Here is a 25,231-nt window from a genome sequence, read left to right as displayed (position 1 = left end):
TTCGGAAACCATCATGACTTGTCAGTCCCTTTTCTTGGGGTTCCGGTGGCATGCCATACCAATCGTGGTCTGGATACCCGCCACCATTTAAAGCCGATTACGACCCACGGTCGCAAGGCAAAAATTCACCACGATGTCCCGAGACACCGTAACATTTGATTTGAGGGCGCATTGGCAACACCTGCGGTTTAGCCCTCGATGGCTCGGATCGGATAGTCAGCCGGTTGTTCCGCATCTCCTTGCATTTCATGGCGCTCCACTTCTGAACGCCGAACCGGTATTGCCGATCCGCGGAGCGACCCGCTCTCGCGGCTGGACGGCCGGGCGATCCGGTCGTTGGGCCGGCGGTGGCCCCGTCCTGACTGCCTGAGCAGCACACCGCATGCCAACTTTTCATCGCACCCGCGAACAGGGCGGGCTCCGCCCTGCGCGTGCTGCGGCATCCCTCTCCGGAAGCCGCGCACCCCCAGCAACCCCCCAGGGGCCGCGCCTTTCGCTTCGGATCCGGCGCGGTCTGCCCGAACAGCGGGCGCACCCGACGCGCATGGCAGGCGTGCCGCCTGTCCGGCCTTTCCATGGCCCCCAGCCACAATCGACGCATTCCGCGTGTCATTCCGACCGTCATCGCGCCTACACTTCGCCGCATGCCCCCTGGGATCGCCCCCATGCCGGGGGCAGGCCACCGATGCCCGACAGCCCATGTCGGCGAAAACCCTTATTCAGGGTTATAACAGCAAAAAAGTACACCATTGTTGAGCCGAAGTCACTCATGGCTTTGCCGCGCGGCCGCGACACTTTTAGGAAGGCCAAGCGGGCGGGCCTTGTCCGGGTCCCGCCGCCGCCACCGCACCGGCGCTTGCCACCATCCGAGACCCGCGGACATTGGTGCCATGTCCGGGTGCCATGTCAGATGGCCTTGACGGCGCCCGCTCCCGCTACCCCAGAAGAGATCCCGCCCCATGCTCACGTCCCGCTCCCACAGCGACGGCTCACACCGCGGCCTCCGGACCGTGCGGCCCGGACCGCGCAACCTGATCACCGACGTGCCCGGCCTGCGGGTCGGACACGCCCACGACGCCGCGGCCCGCACCGGCGTCACCGTCCTGCTGCCGGACGCCCCGGCGGTGGCCGCGGTCGACCAGCGCGGCGGCGGTCCCGGCACCCGCGAGACCGACCTGTTGGACCCGGTCAACACGGTCGAGACGATTCATGCCCTGGTGTTGTCGGGCGGCTCCGCCTTCGGCCTGGACAGCGCGGCCGGCGTGGTCGGGTGGCTGGCCGCCCGTGGCATCGGCTTCCCGGTCGGCGATGCCGTGGTTCCCATCGTCCCGGCGGCCGTCCTGTTCGACCTCCTCAATGGCGGGGACAAGGCCTGGGGCGAGGCCCCGCCCTACCGTGCCCTCGGCCGTGCCGCCGCCGCCGCGGCGGCCGCTGACGGGGGGCTGGCGCCGGCCCTCGGCACGGTCGGCGCCGGCACCGGCGCCCGAGCCGGATCGCTCAAGGGTGGGCTCGGCAGCGCGTCGCTGAGGGTGCCGGCCACTCCCGGCACCACCCCCGGCACGGACGACGCGTTCTTTACCGTGGGCGCCCTGGCGGCCGTCAACAGCCTCGGCAGCGCCACCATCGGCGAGACTCCGGCGTTCTGGGCCTGGCCCTGGGCGGTGGACGACGAACTGGGGCCCCTGGCCCGTCCGGCCCCGGACGCCCCGCCGCCCGGCCCGACGGACTGGTCGTTCGCGGTGCCGCCGCGGGCCAACACGACCTTGGTCGCCGTCGCAACCGACCTTGCCCTGACCAAGGCGCAGGCGGGCCGGGTCGCGATCATGGCCCAGGACGGCCTTGCGCGCGCCCTGCGGCCGGTGCATTCACCGCTCGACGGTGACACGGTGTTCGCCCTGGCCACGGGTCGGGTCGCGCTCGGTGCCGATCCACTCGGCACCGTGGCCCGCTGCGGGATGGTCGCCGCCGACTGTGTGGCCCGGGCCGTCGCACGCGGTGTCTACGAGGCCCGCGCGACCGGCGACACCCTCGACTACCGTACCCGCTTTGGCTTGCCGTAGCGCCACGCCCCCCCTAGAGTCGCGCCGCGCGGCCCCGCCCCGCACCCCATAGATATAGATCGCCCCAGGGAGGAGTCCCATGGTCCTGCCGTTGCCGCGCGCCCGCCGGCGTGCCGCCACCGCGCTGGCGGCCCTGGCCGTCGCCGCCCTCACCGCGCTGCCGGGACCCGCGACCGCAGGTCCTCCGGACACGCTGGTCATGGGCATGGTGCTGGAGCCGCCGCACCTGGATCCCACCGCCGGTGCCGCCGCCGCCATCGACGAGGTCGTCTACGCCAACGTGTTCGAGGGGCTGACGCGCATCGGGCCCGACGGCAGCGTGCAGCCGGCACTCGCCGAGCGCTGGGAGATCAGCGACGACGGCCTGACCTACACCTTCCACCTGCGCCGCGACGTCACCTTCCACGACGGCACCGCGTTCACCGCCGACGATGCCGTGTTCAGCCTGCAACGCGCCCTGGCCGACGACAGTGTCAATGCGCAAAAGGGCCTGTTCGCGGCCATCGACAGCGTGGCCGCCCTCGACGGCTATACCCTGGTCGTGGGCCTGTCCCGGCCTGAGGGGCGTCTGCTCTATAACCTCGGCTGGGGCGATGCCGTCATGGTCGGGCTGGAGTCCGCCGACACCAACAAGACCCGGCCCATCGGCACCGGGCCGTTCCGCTTCGTGCGCTGGGTCCAGGGCGACCGTGTCGAGCTGGAAGCCTTCCCGGACTTCTGGGGGCCGGCCCCGGCGCTGAGCGCCGCCACCTTCCGGTTCATTCCCGATCCGGCGGCGGCGCTGGCCGCCATGTTGGCCGGGGACGTGGATGCCTACGCGAACTTCCCTGCCCCGGAAGGGCTGGCGATCCTGGAAGAGGACGCGCGCTTCGCCGTCGTGGTCGGCACCACCGAGGGCGAGACCATCCTGGCGCTGAACCACCGCCGCCCGCCCCTGGACGACCCCCGGGTGCGGCGCGCCATCGGTCACGCCATCGACCGGAACACCCTGATCGACGGCGCCATGTTCGGCTACGGCACGCCCATCGGCAGCCACTTCGCCCCCCACCACCCGGCGTACGTCGACCTCACGGACCGGTCGCCCCACGATCCCGAGCGCGCCCGCGCCCTGCTGGCGGAGGCCGGGATCGCCCCGGGCGACCTCCGGCTGACGCTGCATCTGCCGCCGCCGTCGTATGCCCGCCGGAGCGGCGAGCTGATCGCGGCCCAGCTCGGCGCGGTCGGTGTCGCGGTCGAGATCATCCCGGTGGAGTGGGCGCAGTGGTTGGACCAGGCGTTCCGGGGCCACGACTTCGACATGACCATCGTGGCCCATACCGAGCCGCTCGACATCGACATCTACGCGCGCGACGACTACTACTTCGGCTACGACAATCCCGCCTTCGACGCCCTCATGGCAACCCTTCAAAGCACCCGGGACACCGCCGCGCGGGCCGACCTGTACCGCCAGGCCCAGACCATCCTGGCCGAGGACGCCGTGAACGGCTTCCTGTTCCAGCTCGCCAAGCTTGGGGTCTGGGATGCCCGCCTGTCCGGCCTGTGGCGCGACAGCCCGGTGCAGGCCAACGACCTCACCGGTGTCTCGTGGCAGCCGTGACGGCCGGCGCGGCAACCTGACCGGCCGGGTCCATGGCGTGGGTCCTCGCCAAGCGGATGGTGGCCCTGGCCCTGACGCTGGTGGCGGCATCGCTGCTGGTGTTCGCGGTGCTGGAGGTGCTGCCCGGCGACCCGGCGCTGCTGGTGCTGGGGGTCAACGCGCGCCCCGATACCCTGGCGGCGCTGCGCGAGAGCATGGGCCTGACCGAACCGGTGGCCTGGCGCTACCTGACCTGGGTCGGTGGCCTGCTGCGCGGCGAGTTCGCCACCAGCCTGACCTACGGCGTGCCGGTGGACACGTTGCTGGCGCCGCGGCTGCTGGTCAGCGGCCCGCTGGCGGTGCTGTCGCTGGGGCTTGCCGTGGCCCTCGGCATCCCGCTGGGCGTGGTCGCGGCGGCCCGCCGCGGCCGCCCCACCGACGCGGCCGTGATGGGGGTCAGTCAACTCGGGGTCGCGGTGCCCAACTTCTGGCTCGGGATCCTGCTGGTGCTGCTGTTCGCGGTCACCCTGCGCTGGCTGCCGGCCGGCGGCTTCCCGGGCTGGGAGGCCGGTCCCGGGCCGGCGCTGGCGGCGCTGCTGCTGCCGGCGCTGGCGCTGGCGCTGCCGCAGGCGGCGATCCTGGCGCGGGTGACACGCTCGGCGGTGCTGGAGGTCCTGGGCGAGGACTATATGCGGACCGCCCGCGCCAAGGGCCTGAGCAAGACCGAGGCGCTGTGGGCGCACGGCCTCCGCAACGCCCTGATCCCGGTGGTCACCATCCTGGGGCTACAGTTCTCCTTCCTGCTGGCGGGCACCATCATCATCGAGAACGTCTTCAACCTGCCCGGGGTCGGCCGCCTGATCTTCCAGGCCGTCAGCCAGCGCGACCTGGTGGTGGTGCGCGACCTGGTGGTGCTGCTGGCGGCCACGGTGGGGGTGGTCAACTTCCTGGTCGACCTGTCCTACGCCGCCCTGGATCCGCGCCTGCGGCTGCGCGGCGGGAGCGCCACCGATGGCTGAGCGGCGCGTCCGCACCCTGGGCACCGCCGGCCGTGTGGGTGCCGCGACCACCGGCGCGGTCGTCGTGGTGGCCCTGGTCTCCCTGGTCTGGACCCCGCACGACCCGGCCGCCATGGACGTGGCGAACAAGCTGGCCGGACCGTCCCTTGCGCATCCCCTGGGCACCGACCACTTCGGCCGCGACACCCTGTCGCAGCTCATGGCCGGGGCGCGGGTCTCCATCGCCGTCTCGCTGGTCGCGGTCGGCCTGGGCGCCGGCCTGGGGGTGCCCCTGGGCCTGCTGGCCGCCGCGCGGCGCGGTTGGCTGGACGAGGCGGTGATGCGCCTGAACGACCTGGCCTTCGCCTTCCCGGCCCTGCTGACCGCCGTCCTCATCACCGCCCTGCTCGGCCCCGGCGCGATCAACGCCATCCTCGCCATCGGCCTGTTCAACGTCCCCGTCTTCGCCCGCGTCACCCGCGGCGCCGCCCTGGCGGTCTGGAAGCGCCCCTTCGTCCTGGCCGCCCGTCTGGCCGGGCGCGGCCGCGCCCGTATCTCGCTCGACCACGTGCTGCCCAACATCGCCGGCACGCTGATCGTGCAGGCCACCATCCAGTTCGCCCTCGCCATCCTGGCCGAAGCCGGCCTGAGCTATCTCGGGCTCGGCAGTCAGCCGCCGGAGGTCAGTTGGGGACGGATGCTCAACGAGGCCCAGACCTTCCTGTTCCTGGAGCCGCGCCTGGCGATCCTGCCCGGGCTGGCCATCGTGGTCACCGTGCTGGGCCTGAACCTGCTGGGCGACGGGCTGCGCGACCGGCTGGATCCGCGCCTGGACCCCCAGGGTGTCGACCGCCGCCCGGCCGGCGCGCGCAGGGGCTGAGCCATGGCGCTGTTGGAGATCGAGGATCTGTCGGTGCAGCGGCCGGCCGGCCCGGGCAACACCGCGCCGGTGGCGCTGCTGGAGGACGTCTCGCTGACCCTGCCGGCGGGCGGATCCCTTGGGCTGGTGGGCGAGAGCGGCTGCGGCAAGTCGCTGACCGCGCTGGCGGTCATGGGGCTGCTGCCGGCGGGGCTGCGGGCCGACGGCCGGGTGCGCCTGGACGGCCTGGATCTGCTGACGACCGCGGAACGCACCCTGTGCCGGCTGCGCGGCCGGCGTCTGGCCATGGTGTTCCAGGAACCGATGACCGCCCTCAACCCGGTCAAGACCATCGGCGCCCAGGTGGCCGAGGGGCCGCGCCGCCATCTGGGCCTGTCGCGCCGGGCCGCCCGCGACCATGCCCGCGCCGTGCTGCACCGGGTCGGCCTCGACCCGTCGCGGGTGTCGCCCGACCAGTATCCGCACGAACTGTCCGGCGGCCAGCGCCAGCGCGTCGGCATCGCCATCGCCGTGGCCTGCGGACCGGCGCTGCTGATCGCCGACGAGCCCACCACCGCCCTGGACGTGGCGACGCAGGCCCGCATCCTGGACCTGATCACCGATCTGGTGGCCGACGCGGACATGGCCCTGCTGATGATCGCCCACGACCTGGCGGTGGTCGCCGAGACCGCCGAGCGGATGGCCGTGATGTACGCCGGCCGGGTGGTGGAGACCGGCCCCACCGCGCGGGTGCTGGCGTGGCCCCGCCATCCGTACACCCGCGGCCTGATGGGCGCCCTGCCACGCGGCGCCGGCCGGCCGGGCGATCCGCTCGCCGCCATCCCGGGCGTCGTGCCGCCCCCGGGCGCCCGGCCGCCGGGCTGCGCCTTCGCCGATCGCTGCCCGCGCGCCGATGGGCTGTGCGCCACGCGGCCGCCGCTCACGGCCGACACGGACGGCCATGGCGTGGCCTGTCACCACCCGCACGACACCCCGGCGGAGCGCCAGCCATGACGATGCCGGCGCCGCTGCTGGCGGTGGACGCGGTCACGCGCGCCTATCCCCTGCCCCGCCCGCACCCCCTGGCGCCGCGCCCACGGCGGCAGGCGGTGGCCGGGGTCTCGCTGAGCCTGGCCGCGGGGGAGAGCCTTGGCGTCGTGGGCGAAAGCGGCTGCGGCAAGTCCACCCTGGCCCGCCTGGTGACGGCCCTGGAACGGCCCGAGGCCGGCCGGGTGCGGATCGCCGGCGTCGATCCGCACGCGCTGGGCAAGGCGGACCTGCGCCGGCTGCGGCGTCGGGTGCAGATGGTGTTCCAGGACCCGATGGGCTCGCTCGATCCACGCTGGCCGGTGGCGCGGGTGGTGGCGGAGCCGCTGGCCGGCCTGGCCCCCGAGGTGGCCCGCACCGACCGTCGCCGACGGGTGACGGCGGCGCTGGCGGCGGTCGGGCTGGGGGCGGACGCGCTCGACCGCTATCCGCACCAGTTCTCCGGCGGTCAGCGCCAGCGTATCGCCATCGCCCGCGCCCTGGTCACCGATCCGGACCTGGTGGTCGCGGACGAGCCGGTCTCCGCCCTCGACGTGTCGGTGCAGGCTCAGGTCCTGAACCTGTTCCTGGACCTGCGGACCCGGCGGGGGCTGGCGCTGCTGTTCATCAGCCACGACCTCGACGTGGTGCGCCACGTCACCGAGCGGGTGCTGGTGATGGTGCAGGGCCATGCGGTGGAGACCGGGCCGACGGTCGATGTGCTGGCGCGGCCGGCGCATCCGCACACCACGGCGTTGAAGGCGGCGGTGCCGCGCCTCGCCGCGGCGTGGGAAGGACGCACCCGGCGTCACCACGCCGCCGCCCCGCCGTCGCCAGCCGGGATGCCGGCCGAGGCCGGTGGCGGCTGCGTCTACCGAGCGCGCTGTCCCTGGGCGGTGGCGCGCTGCCGCACCGAGGCGCCCGCCCTGGCGCCGGTCGCGCCCGACCGCGTCGCCGCCTGCCACCGCGCACCCGAGGTGCTGGCGTCGGCGTCGGGGTAGCCGGCGGCGGCCGGCCCCGTGAAATCGGGGTGGCGGCGCGGGACACCGCGCCGATCGTCGCCGTCATCCGGCTGATGTCCGAGCCCTGCGCGATCTCGCGCCCACATGCGCCTCTCCAGACGCCGCAAGCAGGGCACCGACAGTGCCCAAATATTGGCAATATCGACCCGAGACCAGTGCAAAGCCAAAGAAGCAACCCAGATAGTCTCTGGCGCCGGCTGCAAATATTGTTGCTTTAGGCCCTCGCCAGGCAGCATGGTAAAATGACCCCCTCCCAGACGAAGAGGGGTTTGGCCATGCTGTCACGTCGTACCCTTGCGGCGACCCTGCCCGCCGCCGGACTTGTCACGGCCCTGCCTGTGCCGGCGATCGCGCAAAGACCAGTCCGAAGGCCGTCGCCGAGCCTTACTGCGGGGTTCTTCTGGCGTTGCCTGTCCGACGTTGAGGGCCTTTCGGATGACGCGCGCCGGGATTTGGCGTGGTCCATCGCTCATGATCTGGCCGCTCGCCCTGTGCCCGTTGAGGCCATGGTCCGCCTGTGCCGCCGGGGGCCGCTGCCCGCCGCCGCGTTCTGGGAGGAACACGCGGCGCTGTCTTCCGGGTCCGTTGTCCCGGTGTTCGACCTCACCCTCACCACGGGCGATGTCACCCGGGAGGAGGAAAAGCGAACCTACAGTGTCCAGAGCAGGTACTTTGCCGCTCTCTGGGCGTCCGGCGCCGATCCGGCTGTGTGCGCTGTCGAATGCCTCAAACGCGGATTCCACGAGACCGACGCCACGTTCGGCCTGGCAACCCACCTCACGCTGGAGCCGGCCGAATATGCCGACACGCTGCGGACGGTCCGGTGGCGGGAGGCCTGACCATGGACGCCATCCGCAACTCCACGCCCGACCAGATCCGCGCCATGATCCGGGACTCGGCCCACGGCGCCGTCCGCCGACTCACCGATCCGCGCACCGGGGACGTGTATTGCTGGCCCGCCGAACAGGCCACGCACGCCGTCGGCGCGGCAGAGCTGTGCATCCCGTACGACCGGCCACCCGGGGCGGGCGACGTTCTGACCCTGGACAACGGATAACTGGCCGGCCTTGGTCCTGACCCGTCAGGATCATAGCCCGACGCCTGCCCACACATCGCCTGCCCATCGTCCTGTCCATCGCGCGGACGCGGATCACCCTGCATTCACGCGGACAGGTATGGACTGAGGGGGAGGGAAAATCCAGCAAAAACAAGGCCCGTACGCATCACTGCGCACGGGCCTGAGTCGTGAAGTGGCGGAGGGCCAGGGAGTCGAACCCTGTCACCCGGTTTCCCAGGTGTACGGATTAGCAATCCGCTGCATTACCGTCCTGCCCGCCCTCCGCAAGGGCGAGGCCGAGGCGGTGACGGCCGCCCCGACGCGAGATCGGCGTTGTACACGCCAACGCCGGCGCCCGTCAACGGTCGGCGCGCGGGGTGCGTCGCCAGCCTCGCGAGACCTCGACCTAGGTCGCCGCGGGCGCGGCGTCAACCGCCAGCCCCGGCCTTGGCGTCGGCCCCGGCACCGGCGGCGGGACCGCCCCGGGCCGCGTGCGCCGCCGCCAGCGCCTCGGCCAGCAGGTGGAAGTCCGCCGCCCGCGCCGCCCCCGGTCGCCACACCAGCACCAGGGTGCGGGCCGGCCGGCTGTCCGCCAGGTCGCGCACCACGACGCCGCCGCCGGGCAGCACCTCGCGCGCCACCGCCATGCGCGGCAGCAGCGTCAGGCCCAGCCCGGCCGCCACCATCTGCGTCAGCATGGTCAGGCTGGTGGCCTGGAAGCGTTCGTTGCCGCGACCGCGCGACAGGTGGCAGGCGGCCAGGGCATGGTCCCGCAGGCAGTGCCCGTCCTCCAGCATCAACAGCGTCTCGTCGGTCAGGTCACCTTCGCGCACCGCCTCACGCGCGGCCAGCGGATGATCCGCCGGCAACGCCACCACGACCTCCTCCTCGCCCAGTGTCTCCGACACCATCCCGCGCAGATCGAACGGCGTCGCCAGCAGCGCGGCGTCGAGCCGTCCGGCGGCGAGCGACTCCAGCAGGCCGTCCGTGAGATCCTCGCGCAGGTACAGGCGCAGCGCCGGATAGCGCCGGCGCAGCACGGGCAGAACGCCGGGCAGCAGGTACGGCCCGATGGTCGGGATCACACCCAGGCGCAGCAGGCCGCTGAGCGGCCGCGACTGGGCCGCGGCCACGTCCAGCAGCGCCTCGGTATCGGCCAGCAGGCGCGCCGCGCGGGCCACGATCTCCTGGCCCACGGGGGTGACCACGACCCGCCGCCGCGTCTGGCGCTCGATCAGCGTGACGCCGAGCAGCGTCTCCAGTTCGCGGATGCCCGCCGAGAGGGTGGACTGGGTGACGTTGCACCGGTCCGCCGCCTGCCCGAAGTGCAGCGTCTCGGCCACGGTGACCAGATAGCGGAGTTGGCGCGGCGTGGGCAGGGCACGCATGAGGCGGGTCTCCGAAGGCGGCGGGACCCGGGCCGGGCGGGCGGCACGCGGGCGCAGAAGGACAAAGCGGAGCCGCAATATTATGCGGCGCTACCACTCAATGTCACGCTATTGATCCAGAAAATTCCCGCATAACCAAGGCCCTCCCAACAATCTCCCTAATTTTTGCCTGGACATGAGAATTATTCGCACTTACCTTGGGCACAGATGACGTCCTCTCGGGGGCGGACCCGGCGCCGCGGCGGCGGCGGGCGCAGGCAGGCAAGGATGAATGCCCATGTTCGACGGCCTGAGACGATGGGGCGGCGCCGGTCGGCGCCACCGGAACGGCGAGTCCTGCAACGGTGCTGGCCCGGGTCGCGCGCGCCGCGGCTGGGGCCGGCGGCACCACGGCGGCGGACCGCGGCCGGAGGCGCCCCCTCTTGATGCCCCCGCCCTGGCCGCGCCCGACGCCAGCGCCCTCCCGGACCGCGCACCCGTCGACCCACGGCACGGCGAGGCACGGCCCGACGTCCCCGGCCCGGACCGGCCGGGACGCGGCCGGCGGGGCGGACACAGCGGCGGACGCGGGCACGGTCATGGTCCTCGACACGGCCAAGGCCACGGCCACGGCCAAGGCCAACCAGCGTTCGAGGGCCGCTCCCTGAACGACCTCGCGCCCGGGGACCGCTGCCGCATCTTCGCCCTGCACGGCCGCGGTGCCATCCGTCATCGCCTGATGGATCTCGGCCTGGTGCCCAACGCCACCGTCGAGGTGGTGCGCCGCGCGCCCCTGGCCGACCCGATCGAGGTGCGCGTCGCCGACACCTTCGTCACCCTGCGGCGCGCCGAGGCGGCCCGTATCGAGGTCGTGCATGGCTGAGGCCGACGCCGGCTCCGGCCGGCGCGGCGCCGGCCCCGTGCCGCCGGCGCGGGATCGCATCCTGGTCGCCCTGACGGGACAGCCGAACTGCGGCAAGTCCACCCTGTTCAATGCCCTGACCGGGGTGCATCAGCATATCGCCAACTACCCCGGCGTCACCGTCGACAAGAAGAGCGGCGTCTACCGAGACGGCGCCCTGACGGTCGAGACGGTCGATCTGCCGGGCACCTACAGCCTGACCTCGTTCTCGCTGGAAGAGCGCGTGGCGCGTGCCTTCCTGCTGGAGTCGCGCCCTGATGTCGTCGTCAACGTCGTCGACGCGTCCAACCTGCGGCGCGGCCTTTACCTGACCTTCCAGCTCATCGAGATGGGCTTTCCGGTCGTGGTCGCGCTCAACATGATGGACGTGGCGCGCAGCCACGGCCTCTCCTTCGACCTGGAGACCCTGTCGGCGCGGCTCAACGCCCGCGTCGTGCCGGTGGTCGGGCACAAGGGCACCGGCCGCGAGGCCCTGCGTGCCGCCATCCGCGAGACCGCCGCGAGCGGCGCGCCGGTCCCGGCGAGCCTGAACTACGGTGAGCTGGAAGAGGCCGTGGTCACGCTCCAGGCCAGTCTCGCCGCCGAGCCGGCGTTGCACGCGCGCGTGTCCGCCCGCTGGCTGGCGGTCAAGCTGCTGGAGGGCGACAGCGAGGCCGAACGCTTCCTGACCGCGCATGTCGCCCACCCCCACGGGCTTCTGGACAGCGCCGAGCGTGCCGCCGCGGCGTTCCAGGCCCGCAAGGGTCTGTCGCCGTCGGACCAGGCCGCCGCCTGCCGCGACGACCTGGCCGGCGACATCCTGGCGACGGCGGTGCAGCGCGCAGACACCGGCCGGGTTCCGATCACCGAACGGATCGACCGCTTCCTGCTCAACCGGTGGCTGGCGCCGGCCTTCCTGGTCCTGACCATCTGGATCATCTACGAACTGTCGATCGTCCAGGGCATGCGCTTGGCCGACGTCACCTGGCCGGTGCTGGCCGGGGTGCGCGACCTGGCCGCCGACTGGTTGCCGGCGGCCGGCTTCCTGCATGATCCGTTGCCACGCTCGATGGGCCTATGGCTGCTCGACTCCGCCAACGCCCTGCTGAACTACGTGCCGATCTTCCTGATCCTGTTCGCGCTCATCGCGATCCTGGAAGACAGCGGCTACATGGCCCGCATCGCCTTCATCCTGGACCGCATCCTGCACCGCTTCGGGCTGCACGGACAGTCGACGCTGCCCTACATCCTGGCCGGCGTCTTCGCCGGCGGCTGTGCCGTGCCGGGGGTGATGGCGACCAAGGGCATCCCGGACCAGCGCGCACGCATGGCGACCATCCTGACCGTGCCGTTCATGAACTGCCTGGCCAAGGTGCCGCTCTATACGCTGTTCGTGAACATCTACTTCGCCGAGACCAAGGGTCTGGTGCTGTTCTACCTGGCCACCATCACGGTGATCTTCGCCCTGCTGGTGGCCAAGCTGCTGTCGGTGTCGGTGCTGCGCAACATGGAGACGGCGCCCTTCGTGATGGAGCTGCCGCACTATCACTTGCCGACCGTGACCGGCGTGCTGCGCCGCGCGCTGGACCGCACCTGGCTGTACATCAAGAAGGTGGGCACGGTGGTGATCGCGGTCGCCACCGTAGTCTATGTGCTGTTGCAGTTCCCCGGGCTGCCGCCGGAGCGTCAGGCGGACTATCACGCCCGCGGCGAGGCCGCCATCGCCGCCTTCCGCGCCGGCCTCGCCGACACGGCGCTGGCCCGGACGGTGGCCGACCAGGACAGCCTGACCCGCCTGGTGACCCTGCATGTCGACGTGCAAGCCGACCGCGCCGCCGCCGCCGGCGACCCCGCCGCCCTGGCCCGGCTGGACGCCCGGGTGCGGGCCCGCCACCCCGACCTGGCGCCGTTCCTGGTGCCGGGCGACGACCCGACAGCACGGACGGCGGCGGCCGCGCTCGACCGCCTGGCGGCGACGCGGGAGGACCTGCGCGAGGACATGCGCAACGCGCGCCTGCTGAACAGCGTGCTCGGCCAGCTCGGTGCCGCGCTGGAGCCGGTCACGCAGTACGCCGGTTTCGACTGGAAGATCAATGTGGCCCTGCTCAGTTCGTTCACGGCGCGCGAGAACAGCGTCGCCACCCTGGGCGTGCTGTTCGACCAGAACGAGGGCGAGAACCGCACCCTGGAGGCGCGCATGGCCGCCGAGCAGGCGGCGGCGGGGTTCACCGCCCTGACCGGCATGGCGGTGCTGCTGTTCTTCGCGCTGTACCCGCCGTGCATGGCCACGGTGATCGTGATCCGCACCCAGACCGGCTCGACCGCGTGGACGGTGTTCTCGGTGCTGTTCCCGACCCTGCTGGCGTTCGCGGTCGCCAGCGCGGCCTATTCGACCGGCGCGGCCCTGGACCTCACCGGACTGGAGACGATGACGGGGGTCTATCTGCTGGCGCTGGGGGCGTTGGTGGCCGCCGGGCTGTTGCGGCGGCCGGTGGGGCGCAGCCTGCCGCGTCCGGGCTATCGGGCGCGCTCCGGCAGCACGGCGGACTGAACGGACGAGGCGGCGCCGCGCCCGCAGGGCGGCGCCCACCAACCGAAGCCACCGTCAGCCGACCGCGGCCATCTCCGCCTGATCGAAGCAGACGCGGTTGCGTCCGCCGTCCTTGGCGTCGTACAGTGCCCGGTCGGCGCGCTCGATCAGGCTTTCCAGGCGTTCGCCCTGATGCCTGAGGGCCACGCCGAAGCTTGCGGTCACCGTCCTATTGGCCATCGGTCCGTCGAACTGCAGGGCGGCGACACGCCGGCGCAGCCGCTCCGCCACATCCCCGACCCGCGCCAGGGTGGTGCCCACCACGAACACCGCGAACTCCTCCCCGCCCAGCCGCACCGGCAGATCCCCGGGCCGCACATCGTGCATCAGGCAGTCCGCAACCGCCTTCAGGACCACGTCGCCCTGGGCATGCCCGTAGGTGTCGTTGACCTGCTTGAAGTGGTCGACGTCCAGCATGACAAGACCGATGGCCGCATCGGGATTGCGGTCGTGGATCCCCATCAGGCGGGCCACGGTCTCCTGCATGTAGAAGCGGGTGAACAGGTTGGTCAGGGGATCGCGGATCGAGGTTTCGTAGAAGCGCTGCCGCTCCATGTCGAGGGTGCGGTAGATGGTCTCGCGCTCGACCGCTACCTGCAACGGCGTCACCATCTGGGCGATCACGTCTTCCGTGTCGTCGGTGTGCCCGACCGCCTCCGCCAGGGTGACCACGGCCATGGATTCGAGGGCGCCGGTCCCCGGCGATGCCATCGGCACCGCGATGGTCGGGCGGTCGCGTTCGGCCTCCGACAGCGTCAGGAACGCGGGATGCTCACCAGCGGCGTCGGCCCGTTCGGCCCGCGTAAAGGCATCCGCGATGCTCCGGGGCAGCGTGTCCGACAGGCGGCCGCGATAGCGGTTGTCCGGGGACAGGTGCAGCCACCGGCCCTCCTGCGTGCGGGCGTAGAACTCCAGCGACAAGGCCGGCAGCAGCTCCTGTACGATGCCCAGGAGATTGTGGGCGATGTCCTGGAAGTCCCGGTACAGGATCATGGTCTGGGTAATGCTCTTCAGCGCCTGGTTCAGGGTCATCAGGCGCTTAAGATCCGTGTTCTGCCGCGACATCAGGAACAGGCCGCAGTCCAGGTTCATGAGCTGCTCGATCATGAACGCGACCAGGGACTCCGGGATGATGGAGCCGTGCTGGGGCGCGATCATCCGCACCGGCCAGGCATTGATGGCCGTCAGCGCGTACTGCAGCACGTCCCGGCTGGGCATGTAGTGCTCATGGAACGGCCGCAGGTTCTCGAAATAGCCGCGGTCCTTGGCAAACAGCGAAAACCCCTTGGTGAAGCCGCCGAACAGGTCGCTGGAGAACAGGATGCCGCTGGCCTCGTCGAAGGTGACGAAGGCGCCCGGGAAATGCGCATAGGGGGTGAAGATGAAGCGCAGCCGGCGCCCGCCCAGGTCCAGCGTCCACTCATGGTCCTCGATGAGCCAGAACGGCAGCTCCAGCCCGTAATGCCGGATCAGCGCCTTGGCCCGCCAGTGGCACACCAGCACCGCGTCCGGCCGGCACACGATCTGGTCGATCAGCGGCAACGCCCCGGTGATGTCGGGGTCCTGGTGGTGGCAGACGAAGTAGCGGATGTTGGACAGCGGGGTGACCGCCTCGATCTTGCGCAGCGTGTGCCGGAAGGTCAGCGCGGAGCCCGGATCGAACAAGACCGACTGATCGCCGTGTTCGATCAGGTAGACATGACACTGGAACGGATCGCCCTCAAGATAGTGGCCCACCCACCAGATGCGCGGCGCGATCTCGATGGGTCCTGTCGGATCCAGCACGTCCGTCTCTGCGAACACGGCATCCATCCATCCGCTCCCACGCCGACTGACCCCCCCAATCTTTCTCAGAGGATACCACGCAGCCAAGCCCGCTCGCCACGGCATGGGGCGGGTTCATTCGGCATAGTGCCAAGGGTCGGGACGATCCGAAAGTGCCGTTTCCCGTATCGAACGGAGTAGGATTGGCGACTGGGAGGCGAGAACGGCCCCTCTTCATCGCCAAACCAACTCGCCGGCCCGCTCTATTTTTGCGGTCTTCTATGGGTCAATACGCGACAACGGGGCCGCGTCTGCGCGGCGCCGACGCTTTCCTTTGGTTCGACCGACCGTCATCCGGATCCAACGCGCGACCACGGCGGCGCCTGCGCCAGGATGCGGCCCTGCACCGGACAGTCGTCGCGGTGCGCCCCGGGCAGGATCCCGATGCTCATCAGGAACTCGTTGACCACCTCCGGTCCCGCGAACCGAAAGGTGGCCCGGAACAGCTTGACCCACGCCGCCAGGTCTCGCGGATGATGGGCCGCGATCCAGGCCGCGAAGCCGCCATGGCTGTCGCGCAGGGCCTGGACCCGGCGCGCGTTCTCGATCACGGCGTCGATCTTGCGGCGGTTGCGGATGATGCCGGCGTCGGCCAGCAGGCGGGCGCGGTCGGCGTCGTCGAAGGCCGCCACCCGGTCCACGACGAAGCCGTCGAAGGCGGCGTTGAGCGCCGGGCGCTTCTTGAGCACCAGCAGCCACGACAGGCCGGCCTGGAAGACCTCCAGGCACAGCCGTTCGAACAGCACGGTCTCGTCCGTGACCGGGACGCCGTACTCGGTGTCATGGTAGGGGCCATGCAGCGGATGCCCGGGGGCCACGTCGCAGTACCAGTTCATGGCGCGGCCTCCCGGACTTCCTCATACCTCGCCGGGTCAGGCCTGCTCCAGCTCCACCAGCGTACCGGTGAAGTCCTTCGGATGCAGGAACAGCACCGGCTTGCCGTGGGCGCCGATCTTCGGCTCGCCGTCGCCGAGCACGCGCTTGCCCTGCGCCTTCAGGGTGTCGCGCGCCGTCAGGATGTCCTCCACCTCGTAGCAGACATGGTGGATGCCGCCCGACGGGTTCTTGTCCAGGAACGCCTGGATCGGGGACTTCTCGCCAAGCGGATGCAACAGTTCGATCTTGGTGTTCGGCAGTTCGATGAACACCACGGTCACACCGTGATCAGGCTGGGGCACCGGATCGGAGACCTTGGCGCCCAGGGTTTCACGATAGTTGGCGGCGGCGGCCTCCAGGTCGGGGACCGCGATGGCAACGTGATTCAACTGTCCGATCATCACTCAGGGTCCTTTTCTGCTCATGACCTGGGTTGCGACGGAACGGCTTCGGGCGCGGGGACCCGTCACCCCACCCGCACCACGTGAATATCGGTCACCGGCCGCCGGTTCTGGCTGGTCCGGAAGAAGCGGCCCACCGTGCGCCGGGCGCGGTCCATGACCTGGGTGTCGTCGTCCAGCGCCCGGCGGTCCAGCCCGTCGACGGCGGAGCGGATCTGACGCACCAGCGACTCAAGGTCCTCGGCATCCTCCTCCGGGTCCAGCAGACCGCGTGCGCTGACCAGGGGCGCGGCCACCAGCCCGCCCTTGCCGTTCAGCACCAGGGTCACCGTCGCGGCCCCGTTGTTCATCATGCGGCGCCGGTCGCGCAGCATCTGACTGGACATGGGGACGAGACGGTCGCCGTCCAGGGCCAGCAGACCGGTCGGCGCCTGATCCACGACGCGCGGCGGCACGCTGTCCAGGCGCAGGATGTCGCCATCATGGATCAGCACCACATGCTCCACCCCGCAGGCCTTGGCGATGCGGCCGTGCTCGCGCAGGTGCAGGGCCTCGCCGTGCACCGGCACGGCCACCGTCGGCCGCACCAGGCGGTACATCTCCTCGACCTCCTCGCGGGCCGGATGGCCGGAGACGTGCACCGGCGCGTCGCGCGCGGTGATGATCTCCACCCCGCTTTCCACCAGCCGGTTCTGCATGGCGAAAATGGCGCGTTCGTTGCCCGGGATGACGCGCGACGAGAAGATGACCGTGTCGCCCTCGCTCAGGCTGACGCTGCGGTGGCTGCCGCCGGCGATGCGCGGCAGGGCGGCGCGCGGCTCGCCCTGGCTGCCCGTGCACAGGTACAGAACCTTGTCACGGGGCAGATCGGCGGCGTCGTCCTCGCTCAGGAACGGCGGAATGTCGGCCAGGTAGCCGCAGCGGCGCGCGGTCTCGTTCATGCGCAGCAGCGAGCGGCCGACCAGCACGGCGTGACGGCCGTTCTCGCGCGCGGCCACGGCGATGCTCTCCAGCCGCGCCACGTTGGAGGCGAAGCAGGCCACCGCCACCTGTCCGGTGGTGTTGCGCCCGATCACCTCGATCAACGCCTTGCGCACGTCCGCCTCCGACCCGGAGTGCCCCGGATTGAAGATGTTCGTGCTGTCGCCGATCATCGCCAGCACGCCCTCGTCGCCGAGCCGGCGCAGGGCGTCATAGTCCGCGGCGCCGCCGATCAGCGGGTCCGGATCGAACTTCCAGTCCGCCGTGTGCAGGATGGTCCCGGCGGGCGTGCGGATGGCCAGGGCGTTCGGCTCGGGGATCGAATGCGTGGTGCCGATGAACTCGACGTCGAAGGCGCCGACCTGGAAGCGCGATCCCAGCGGCACCTCGTGCACCGGCACCTCGCCGAGCATCCCCTCCTCCTCCAGCTTGACGCGCAGGAAGGCGGCGGCGAACGGCGAGGCGTAGATCGGCTTGCGGAGCCACGGCCAAAGGTAGGTGACGGCCCCGATGTGGTCTTCGTGGGCATGCGTGATGACGATGCCATCGAGGGCGTCCAGCCTGTCCTCGATGAACGCGGGGTCGGGCATCAACACGTCGATGCCCGGCGTCGTCTCGTTCCCGAAGGTGATCCCGAGGTCGACCATCAGCCATCGCCCCTGACACCCATACAGGTTCAGGTTCATGCCGATTTCCCCGGTCCCGCCCAAGGGGACGAACACGACACCCTCCGGCACGGCCGTGCCGGGCGAGTCTGTCATGATGTCTCCTCTCGTGTCTCGGTCCCTACATGCGTCGCTATGTGTCGTGTGTCCCTATGGGTTGTGTGTCGCTATGGGTGCATGCGGTGCGCCGCGTTGCGGCGGTGAATCTCCAGAAGACCCCGCAGGGTCAGGTCGTTGTCGAGATGATGGATGACATCGGTGGCCTCGGTAAAGAGGGATGCCAGTCCCCCCGTCGCCACCACCGTCATCGGCGCGCCGAACTCATCCTGGATGCGGCGCGTCAGGCCCTCGATCATCGAAACATAGCCGAGATAGATGCCGGAGCGCATCGCCGGCACGGTCGCCTTGCCGATCACCGTCTTGGGTCGCCCGATCGCCACCCGCGGAAGCTGCGCCGCCGCCATGTGCAACGCCTCAAGCGAGAGGTTGACCCCGGGGGCGATCACGCCGCCGCGGTAGTTGCCGTCGGCATCCACCACATCAAATGTTGTCGCGGTGCCGAAGTCCAGCACGATCAGCGGCCCCCGATACGTCCGATGCGCCGCGACGGCGTTCACGAGTCGGTCGGCGCCGACCTCCTCGGGCCGGTCGATCAGCACCTGAAGGCCCAGGTCCACGTCGGGCTCGCCCACCACCAGCGGCGGCGCCCCGAAGTACTGATGGCACAACAGGCGAAGGTCATACACCGCCGCCGGAACCACGGACGCGATGATGGCCTCGGTGATGGCCTCCGGCTCCAGGTGCTTCATCGCCATGAGCTGGTTCAGCCACACACCCATTTCGTCGGCGGTGCGGCCGGATTTGCTGGCGGCGCGCCACTCGCACCGCTTGTCATCGCCGTCGTAGACGGCAAAGACGGTGTTGGTGTTGCCGCAATCAATGGCCAGCAGCATGGCCTAGCCGTCCTCCCGCGCCGCAAAAAACACGTCGCCCGCCAGGATGGTGCGCCGTGCGCCCCCGTCCTCACGCAGCATCAGGGCGCCCGCGGCACTCAGGCCCTCGAACACGCCGGTCACCGTCTCCGCACCGAGTCGCACCCGCACCGCCTCGCCCAGGCCATGGCCGTGGCGCAACCAGGCCGCCCGCACCGGCGCGAACCCCGCGGCGCGCCACTGTGCCACCAGGGCCGCCAGCCGCGCCAGCAGCGGCATCAGCAGATCGGCCGGGGTCGGCACCGGTGCGCCGGGCAGCCCGCCGGGCGCGTGTGCGGCCAGCTTGGTGGCGGGATACAGGGTCTCCCCCATGGGCGGCGCGGTCGCGACGTTGACGCCCATCCCCAGCAGGACCCAGCAGCGCCCCGCCGCGTCACTCGCCGACTCCGGCAGCAGCCCGGCAACCTTGGCGCCGTCCAGCAGGACGTCGTTGGGCCATTTCAGACGCGGCTCGGGCAGGCCGCCGACGGCCCCGAACCCGAGATCGCCCAGCGCCCGCGCCAGCGCCACGCCGCCTAGAAAGCCGATCTCCACGCCGCGGCGCGGACCGTCCGGGCACGGCAGCGCCACGGTGACATAGAGATTGCCGGGCGGGCTGGCCCACGGGCGGCCCTGGCGACCGCGTCCACCGGTCTGCTCGCCGCCCCACACCACGAGAGCGCGGTCGGACCACAGATCCGCGGCCCGGCCGGCCTCCAGTTCAGCCCGCGCCACCGCCTGGGTGCTGTCCACCACCACCCGGGCCTCCAGGCGCCAGCCCTCCGGCATCGCCATCGTTGCGGCGCCCGCCAGGAGGGCGGCGCGGTCATCCGCGGGGGCGGTCATCCTGCGACCAGCGCGGCCGCCGCGATCTCCGCGCCGCCGACCAGCCAACCGGGCGCCATGAAGAAGAAGGTCACCACCAGGGCACTGGCCCCCATCACCACGCGCAGGGTCGGCGAGGCGATCGGGTCCAGGCTTTCCAGCGGCTCGTCGAAGTACATCACCTTGACGATGCGCAGGTAGTAGAAGGCCGACACCACACTGGTCAGAACGCCGATCACCGCCAGCCACACCAGGCCGGCCTCGACCGCCGCCATGAAGACGTAGAACTTGGCGAAGAAGCCCGCCAGCGGTGGGATGCCGGCCATGGAGAACATGAACACGCCCATCGACAGCGCCATCACGGGCCGCGTGCGGCCGAGTCCGGCCAGATCCTTGATGCCCTCGACCGGGCGGTTCTGCTGGCGCATGGCCAGGATGATGGCGAAGGTGCCCAGGTTCATGAACAGGTAGATGGCCAGGTAGATCAGGACCCCGCGCACGCCCTCGGCCGAGCCCGCGGCCAGTCCCACCAGGGCGTAGCCCATGTGCCCGATCGAACTGTAGGCCATCAGCCGCTTGATGTTCTCCTGCGCGATCGCCGCGAACCCGCCGACGATCATCGACAGCACGGCGATGATCGCCACCACCTGCTGCCACTCCGCCGTCAGGGCGCCGAAGGGCTCCATGGCGACCCGCAGGAACAGCGCCAGCGCGGCCACCTTGGGGGCGACGGCGAACAGCGCCGTTACCGGGGTTGGCGCGCCCTCGTAGACGTCCGGCGTCCACATGTGGAACGGCGCCGCCGAGACCTTGAAGGCCAGCCCGCAGACCACGAACACAAGGCCGATCACGACACCCATCGGGGCTTCGCCGTCAGCGACGGCGGTCTGGATGCCGGTGAAGCTGGTGGTGCCGGCGAAGCCGTAGACCAGAGAGGCGCCGTACAGCAGAATCCCGGAGGCCAGCGCGCCCAGCACGAAGTACTTCAGGCCCGCCTCGGTGGCGCGCACGTTGTCGCGCTGGATGGTCGCCATGACGTAAAGCGCCAGCGACTGCAATTCCAGGCCCAGGTACATGCCGATCAGGTCGTTGGCCGAGACCATCAGCATCATGCCGATCACCGACAGCAGCATGAGCACCGGGAACTCGAAGCGCTGGATGCCCTCGGTCTCCATCCAGCGCCGGGCCATCAGCAGGACGACCGCGGCGGCGGCCACGATCAGCAGCTTGGCGAACCGGGTGAAGTCGTCGGCCACGAACTGGCCGTAGAAGCCCTCGACGCGGCTGCCGGCCTCCAGGAACAGCAGGATGCCGGCCAGACCGAGACCGTAGACCGCCGCCCACGTGCACGCGGTCGTGCGATCGGTGCGCGCAAACACGCCATACATCAGCAGGGCTATGGCCAACAGGGCCAGCACGAGTTCCGGCAGCGCCGGCAGGATCGAGGGCAACTCGGTCATCGCGTCAGGGTCTCCGGCCGGAACGGATCGCATCGGGTCTCATAGGGTCGCATCGCTTCGGCGCGCCCGGCTCAGCGGGCCGCGACCGCGACGCCGTCGGCGCCGGCCGCCAATGCGGCCTGATAGGAGGTGATAAGGTTGTCGACGCTGGCGTGCATCGGCTCCAGGAACGTGGACGGGTAGAGGCCCATCCACAGCACCACCAGCACCAGCGGGGCGAAGATCGCCATCTCGCGCGGGCTCAGGTCCAGCATCGCCTTGACGTCGGCCTTCTCCAGCTTGCCGAAGACCACCCGCCGGTACAGGAACAGCATGTAGACCGCGCCCAGGATCACGCCGGTGGCGATGAACAGTGTGACCACCGTGTTGACCTGGAACACCCCGACCATGACCAGGAACTCGCCGACGAAGCCGCTGGTGCCCGGCAGGCCCACCGAGGCCATCATGAACAGCATGAACACGAGGGCGTACTTCGGCATGTTGGTGGCAAGCCCTCCGTAGCGGTCGATGTCGCGGGTGTGCAGCCGGTCGTAGACCACGCCGACGCACAGGAACAGGGCGGCCGAGACGATGCCATGGCTGAGCATCTGGAAGATCGCCCCCTCCACCGCCTGTTGGGTCATGGCGAAGATGCCGGCGGTGACGAACCCCATGTGCGCCACCGACGAATAGGCGATCAGCTTCTTCATGTCCTGTTGCGCCAGCGCCACCAGCGAGGTGTAGATCACCGCGATGATCGACAGGACGAAGATGACCCCCGCCATGTCGGCCGTGGCCTGCGGCAGCATCGGCACCGAGAAGCGCAGGAACCCGTAGGCCCCCATCTTCAGCAGCACCCCGGCCAGGATCACGGAGCCGGCAGTCGGCGCCTCCACGTGGGCATCGGGCAGCCAGGTGTGGACCGGCCACATCGGCACCTTGACCGCGAAACTCGCCAGCAGGGCCAGGAACAGCCAAATCTGCATGGACTCGGGGAAGGTCGTGACCATCAGCGTCGGGACATCGGTGGTGCCGGCGTGCAGGTACATCGCCAGCAGCGCCAGCAGCATCAGCACCGAGCCCAGGAGGGTGTAAAGGAAGAACTTGAAGGCGGCGTAGATTCGGCGCGGCCCGCCCCAGACCCCAATGATGAGGAACATGGGGATCAGCACACCCTCGAAGAACACGTAGAAGAGCACGTAGTCCAGGGCGCAGAACATGCCGACCATCATGGTTTCGAGCACCAGGAAGGCCACCATGTACTCCCGCACCCGTGTCTTGATCGCCTCCCAACTCGCCAGCACGCACAGCGGCGTCAGGAAGGTCGACAGCAGCACGAAGAACAGCGAGATGCCGTCGATGCCCATGTGATAGGCGATGTTGTAGCCGGGCACCCACTCGAAGCGCTCGACGAACTGGAAGTCGGCCCGCGCCGGGTCGAAGCCCGCCCACACCAGCAGCGACAGCGCGAAGGTGACACCGGACGTCCACAACGCCACCCACCGGCTGTTGGCGGCCACCTCGGCCTCGGTTCCGCGCACCAGCAGCAGAATGCAGGCCGCGCCGAACAGGGGCAGGAAGGTGATGATGCTGAGCAGGGACATGTCTTCGATCATCGCCGCATAGACCTCTCGCCCGGGCCGGAGATCCGGCCGGTCATGCACGGGGCCGTCGCTGCGGCCCGTCTCGTTTTGCGGGCCGCCGCACGCGCGCCCGTCCCCTCACCCCTCAGGCCTGCAACAGCCGCCAGGACACGAACACCGCCACGCCGATGATCATCAGGAAGGCGTAGTGGTAGAGATAGCCGGTCTGGAACCGGCGCAGCCGGGCCGCAATGCGGCTCGCCGCCGCCGCCATGCCGTCCGGCCCCAGGCCGTCGATCAGCGCCCCGTCGCCGCCGCGCCACAGCGCCCGGCCGAGCGCGAACGCCGGTCGCACGAACACCCGGTCGTACAGCTCGTCGAAATACCACTTGTTGAGCAGGAACCGATAGGTATCCGGGAACGCCGTCGCCACCAGCATCGGGTAGCGCGGCCGGCGGATATAGAACAGCCAGGCCAGTGCGATTCCGGCGGCCGAGACCACCAGAGGCAGCAGCTTGATCGCCAGCGGGACGTGGTGCGCGCGCTCCAGCACGCCCTGGGCCGCGGCGCCATGGGCCTCCTCGGCCGCCGCGCCGTGGTCGTCCACCGGGTCGTCCACCGGGTCGTCCACCGCCACCACGCCCTCGGCCAGCGCATCGGCGCCGTGCGCGGCCGGCGCCCCGGCCACGGCCTCGCCCTGGACATTGTAGGCGATGCTGTCGCCCCAGAAGGCCGGATGCTTGTCGCCGACGAAGTGGTCGTAGGCCACCATGCCGGAGAACACCGCGCCCACCGCCAGCGCCGCCAGCGGCACGGTCATGATCGGCGGGCTTTCGTGGACATGCGCCATCACCGTCTCGTTGGCCCGCGGGGTGCCATGGAAGGTCATGAACAACAGCCGCCAGGAGTAGAACGCGGTCATGAAGGCGGCGGCAATGCCCAGCACGAAGGCCAGCATGCCCAGCCCGGTGCCGGCGGCGAACGCCGATTCCAGGATCATGTCCTTGGAGTAGTACCCGGCGAACACCGGCACCCCGGCCAGCGCCAGCGAGCCGATCCACATCATCGCATAGGTCAACGGGATGTGCTTCCACAGCCCCCCCATGTTGCGCATGTCCTGCTCGTCGGACATGGCATGGATCACCGAGCCGGCCGACAGGAACAGCAGCGCCTTGAAGAAGGCATGCGTCATCAGGTGGAAGATGGCCGCCTGATAGGCCCCGACCCCGAGCGCGAAGAACATGTAGCCGAGCTGCGAGCAGGTCGAGTAGGCGATCACCCGCTTGATGTCGTTCTGCACGCAGCCGATGGTCGCGGCGAAGAACGCCGTCGCCGCCCCCACCACGACCACGAGGGCCAACGCCGCCGGTGCGTACTCGAACAGCGGCGACATGCGCGCCACCATGAACACGCCCGCGGTCACCATGGTCGCGGCGTGGATCAGGGCCGAGACCGGCGTCGGGCCCTCCATGGCGTCCGGCAGCCAGGTGTGCAGCCCGATTTGCGCCGACTTGCCCATGGCGCCGATGAACAGCAGCACCCCGATGATGGTCAGCGCGTGCCATTCGACGCCGAAGAACGACACCGTGGCGTCGGCCATCTGCGGCGCGGCGGCGAACATCTGATCCAGGTTGATGGTGCCGAACAGCACGAAGCAGCCGAAGATGCCGAGCGCGAACCCGAAGTCACCCACCCGGTTGACGACGAACGCCTTGATGGCGGCGGCATTGGCCGTCGGCCGTTCGTACCAGTAGCCGATCAGCAGGTAGGAGGCGAGACCGACGCCCTCCCAGCCGAAGAACATCTGCACCAGGTTGTCGGCCGTCACCAGCATGAACATGAAGAAGGTGAACAGCGACAGGTAGGCCATGAAGCGCGGGATGCCCGGGTCATGGTGCATGTAGCCGATGGAGTAGACGTGCACCAGGAACGACACCCAACTCACCGTCAGCACCATGACCGCCGACAGGGTGTCGAACTTCAGCGCCCAGTCGACCACCAGATCCCCGGAGGCGATGAAGGTGACCAGCGTGACGGTCTGCGCGTTGCCGTTCAGCGCCACCTCGATGAAGATCGGGATGGACAGCAGGGCGCTGGCCCCCATCGCCAGACAGGTCAGGAACTGCGACACGCTGTCGCCCAGCCGGCGCCCGAACAGCCCGACGAGAACCGCGCCCAGAAGCGGCAGGAAGATGGCGGAAACGTACATG

At 70.3% G+C, this 25,231-nt stretch carries 20 protein-coding genes and 1 tRNA gene; 10 read left to right on the top strand and 11 right to left on the bottom strand.

Features of this window, described 5'->3' with window-relative positions:
* Positions 1–959 precede the first annotated feature (959 nt).
* The 8 genes from GGD88_RS11635 to GGD88_RS11600 all read left to right on the top strand — a co-directional run bounded on the left by GGD88_RS11635 (position 960) and on the right by GGD88_RS11600 (position 8,598).
* Positions 960–2,060: a P1 family peptidase gene (locus tag GGD88_RS11635; protein ID WP_184435610.1), complete on the top strand. Its 1,101-nt coding sequence runs from the start codon at positions 960–962 to the stop codon at positions 2,058–2,060.
* 79 nt (positions 2,061–2,139) lie between these two features.
* The gene (locus GGD88_RS11630; RefSeq protein ID WP_184435608.1) at positions 2,140–3,657 is read left to right on the top strand and encodes an ABC transporter substrate-binding protein; all 1,518 of its coding nucleotides are present in this window, start codon (positions 2,140–2,142) and stop codon (positions 3,655–3,657) included.
* A gap of 32 nt (positions 3,658–3,689) precedes the next feature.
* Complete coding sequence (locus GGD88_RS11625) at positions 3,690–4,655, top strand: ABC transporter permease (protein WP_184435606.1); 966 nt, start codon at positions 3,690–3,692, stop codon at positions 4,653–4,655.
* Positions 4,648–5,514, top strand: coding sequence for an ABC transporter permease (locus GGD88_RS11620; protein WP_184435604.1), 867 nt, complete (start codon positions 4,648–4,650; stop codon positions 5,512–5,514). The genes GGD88_RS11625 and GGD88_RS11620 overlap by 8 nt, the downstream gene beginning before the upstream one ends.
* Before the next feature lie 3 nt (positions 5,515–5,517).
* Positions 5,518–6,507, top strand: coding sequence for an ABC transporter ATP-binding protein (locus GGD88_RS11615; RefSeq protein WP_184435602.1), 990 nt, complete (start codon positions 5,518–5,520; stop codon positions 6,505–6,507).
* Positions 6,504–7,520, top strand: a complete 1,017-nt coding sequence (locus GGD88_RS11610) for an oligopeptide/dipeptide ABC transporter ATP-binding protein (RefSeq protein WP_184435600.1) — start codon at positions 6,504–6,506, stop codon at positions 7,518–7,520. Before GGD88_RS11615 ends, GGD88_RS11610 begins: the two co-directional genes overlap by 4 nt.
* A 296-nt stretch (positions 7,521–7,816) precedes the next feature.
* Entirely contained in the window at positions 7,817–8,380 is a 564-nt protein-coding gene (locus GGD88_RS11605; protein WP_184435594.1) for a hypothetical protein, read from the top strand.
* Between the two features lie 2 nt (positions 8,381–8,382).
* Complete coding sequence (locus GGD88_RS11600) at positions 8,383–8,598, top strand: hypothetical protein (RefSeq protein ID WP_184435592.1); 216 nt, start codon at positions 8,383–8,385, stop codon at positions 8,596–8,598.
* A 194-nt stretch (positions 8,599–8,792) separates the two neighbouring features.
* Here GGD88_RS11600 and GGD88_RS11595 read toward each other — a convergent pair.
* Both GGD88_RS11595 and GGD88_RS11590 read right to left on the bottom strand, forming a co-directional pair.
* Positions 8,793–8,882: transfer RNA gene (locus GGD88_RS11595), tRNA-Ser, on the bottom strand.
* Positions 8,883–9,026: 144 nt separating this feature from the next.
* Positions 9,027–9,986, bottom strand: coding sequence for a hydrogen peroxide-inducible genes activator (locus GGD88_RS11590; RefSeq protein ID WP_184435590.1), 960 nt, complete (start codon positions 9,984–9,986; stop codon positions 9,027–9,029).
* A gap of 271 nt (positions 9,987–10,257) precedes the next feature.
* Here GGD88_RS11590 and GGD88_RS11585 point away from each other — a divergent pair, with 271 nt between their 5' ends.
* On the top strand, positions 10,258–10,848 hold the full coding sequence (locus tag GGD88_RS11585; protein ID WP_343056347.1) for a FeoA family protein: 591 nt from the start codon (positions 10,258–10,260) through the stop codon (positions 10,846–10,848).
* Positions 10,841–13,417: a ferrous iron transport protein B gene (feoB, locus tag GGD88_RS11580; RefSeq protein ID WP_184435587.1), complete on the top strand. Its 2,577-nt coding sequence runs from the start codon at positions 10,841–10,843 to the stop codon at positions 13,415–13,417. Before GGD88_RS11585 ends, feoB begins: the two co-directional genes overlap by 8 nt.
* A gap of 54 nt (positions 13,418–13,471) precedes the next feature.
* On the opposite strand, the gene GGD88_RS11575 is transcribed toward feoB, so the two are convergent.
* From GGD88_RS11575 to nuoL, 9 genes are all read right to left on the bottom strand, one after another.
* Entirely contained in the window at positions 13,472–15,268 is a 1,797-nt protein-coding gene (locus GGD88_RS11575; RefSeq protein WP_184435577.1) for an oxygen-binding di-iron domain-containing protein, read from the bottom strand.
* Between the two features lie 302 nt (positions 15,269–15,570).
* Complete coding sequence (locus tag GGD88_RS11570) at positions 15,571–16,116, bottom strand: DNA-3-methyladenine glycosylase I (protein WP_184435575.1); 546 nt, start codon at positions 16,114–16,116, stop codon at positions 15,571–15,573.
* A gap of 36 nt (positions 16,117–16,152) precedes the next feature.
* Positions 16,153–16,557 carry a methylmalonyl-CoA epimerase gene (gene mce / locus GGD88_RS11565; RefSeq protein WP_184435573.1) on the bottom strand — a complete coding sequence of 135 codons (405 nt, stop codon included), beginning with the start codon at positions 16,555–16,557 and terminating at the stop codon, positions 16,153–16,155.
* A gap of 65 nt (positions 16,558–16,622) precedes the next feature.
* Positions 16,623–18,299 carry a ribonuclease J gene (locus GGD88_RS11560; RefSeq protein ID WP_184435571.1) on the bottom strand — a complete coding sequence of 559 codons (1,677 nt, stop codon included), beginning with the start codon at positions 18,297–18,299 and terminating at the stop codon, positions 16,623–16,625.
* Between the two features lie 71 nt (positions 18,300–18,370).
* Positions 18,371–19,156 carry a type III pantothenate kinase gene (locus tag GGD88_RS11555; RefSeq protein ID WP_184435569.1) on the bottom strand — a complete coding sequence of 262 codons (786 nt, stop codon included), beginning with the start codon at positions 19,154–19,156 and terminating at the stop codon, positions 18,371–18,373.
* Positions 19,157–19,159: 3 nt separating this feature from the next.
* Complete coding sequence (locus GGD88_RS11550; RefSeq protein WP_246423714.1) at positions 19,160–20,020, bottom strand: biotin--[acetyl-CoA-carboxylase] ligase; 861 nt, start codon at positions 20,018–20,020, stop codon at positions 19,160–19,162.
* Positions 20,017–21,459, bottom strand: a complete 1,443-nt coding sequence (nuoN, locus tag GGD88_RS11545) for an NADH-quinone oxidoreductase subunit NuoN (RefSeq protein ID WP_184435567.1) — start codon at positions 21,457–21,459, stop codon at positions 20,017–20,019. Before nuoN ends, GGD88_RS11550 begins: the two co-directional genes overlap by 4 nt.
* 71 nt (positions 21,460–21,530) lie before the next feature.
* Positions 21,531–23,042, bottom strand: coding sequence for an NADH-quinone oxidoreductase subunit M (locus tag GGD88_RS11540; protein WP_246423713.1), 1,512 nt, complete (start codon positions 23,040–23,042; stop codon positions 21,531–21,533).
* 124 nt (positions 23,043–23,166) lie between these two features.
* The gene (gene nuoL, locus GGD88_RS11535; RefSeq protein ID WP_184435565.1) at positions 23,167–25,230 is read right to left on the bottom strand and encodes an NADH-quinone oxidoreductase subunit L; all 2,064 of its coding nucleotides are present in this window, start codon (positions 25,228–25,230) and stop codon (positions 23,167–23,169) included.
* Position 25,231 lies beyond the last annotated feature (1 nt).

Origin of the sequence: Roseospira goensis, from assembly GCF_014197795.1 — a bacterium.
Lineage (GTDB): Bacteria > Pseudomonadota > Alphaproteobacteria > Rhodospirillales > Rhodospirillaceae > Rhodospira > Rhodospira goensis.
Note: the sequence above shows the minus strand (reverse complement) of the source record. Positions and strands in the feature narration are given on the sequence as shown.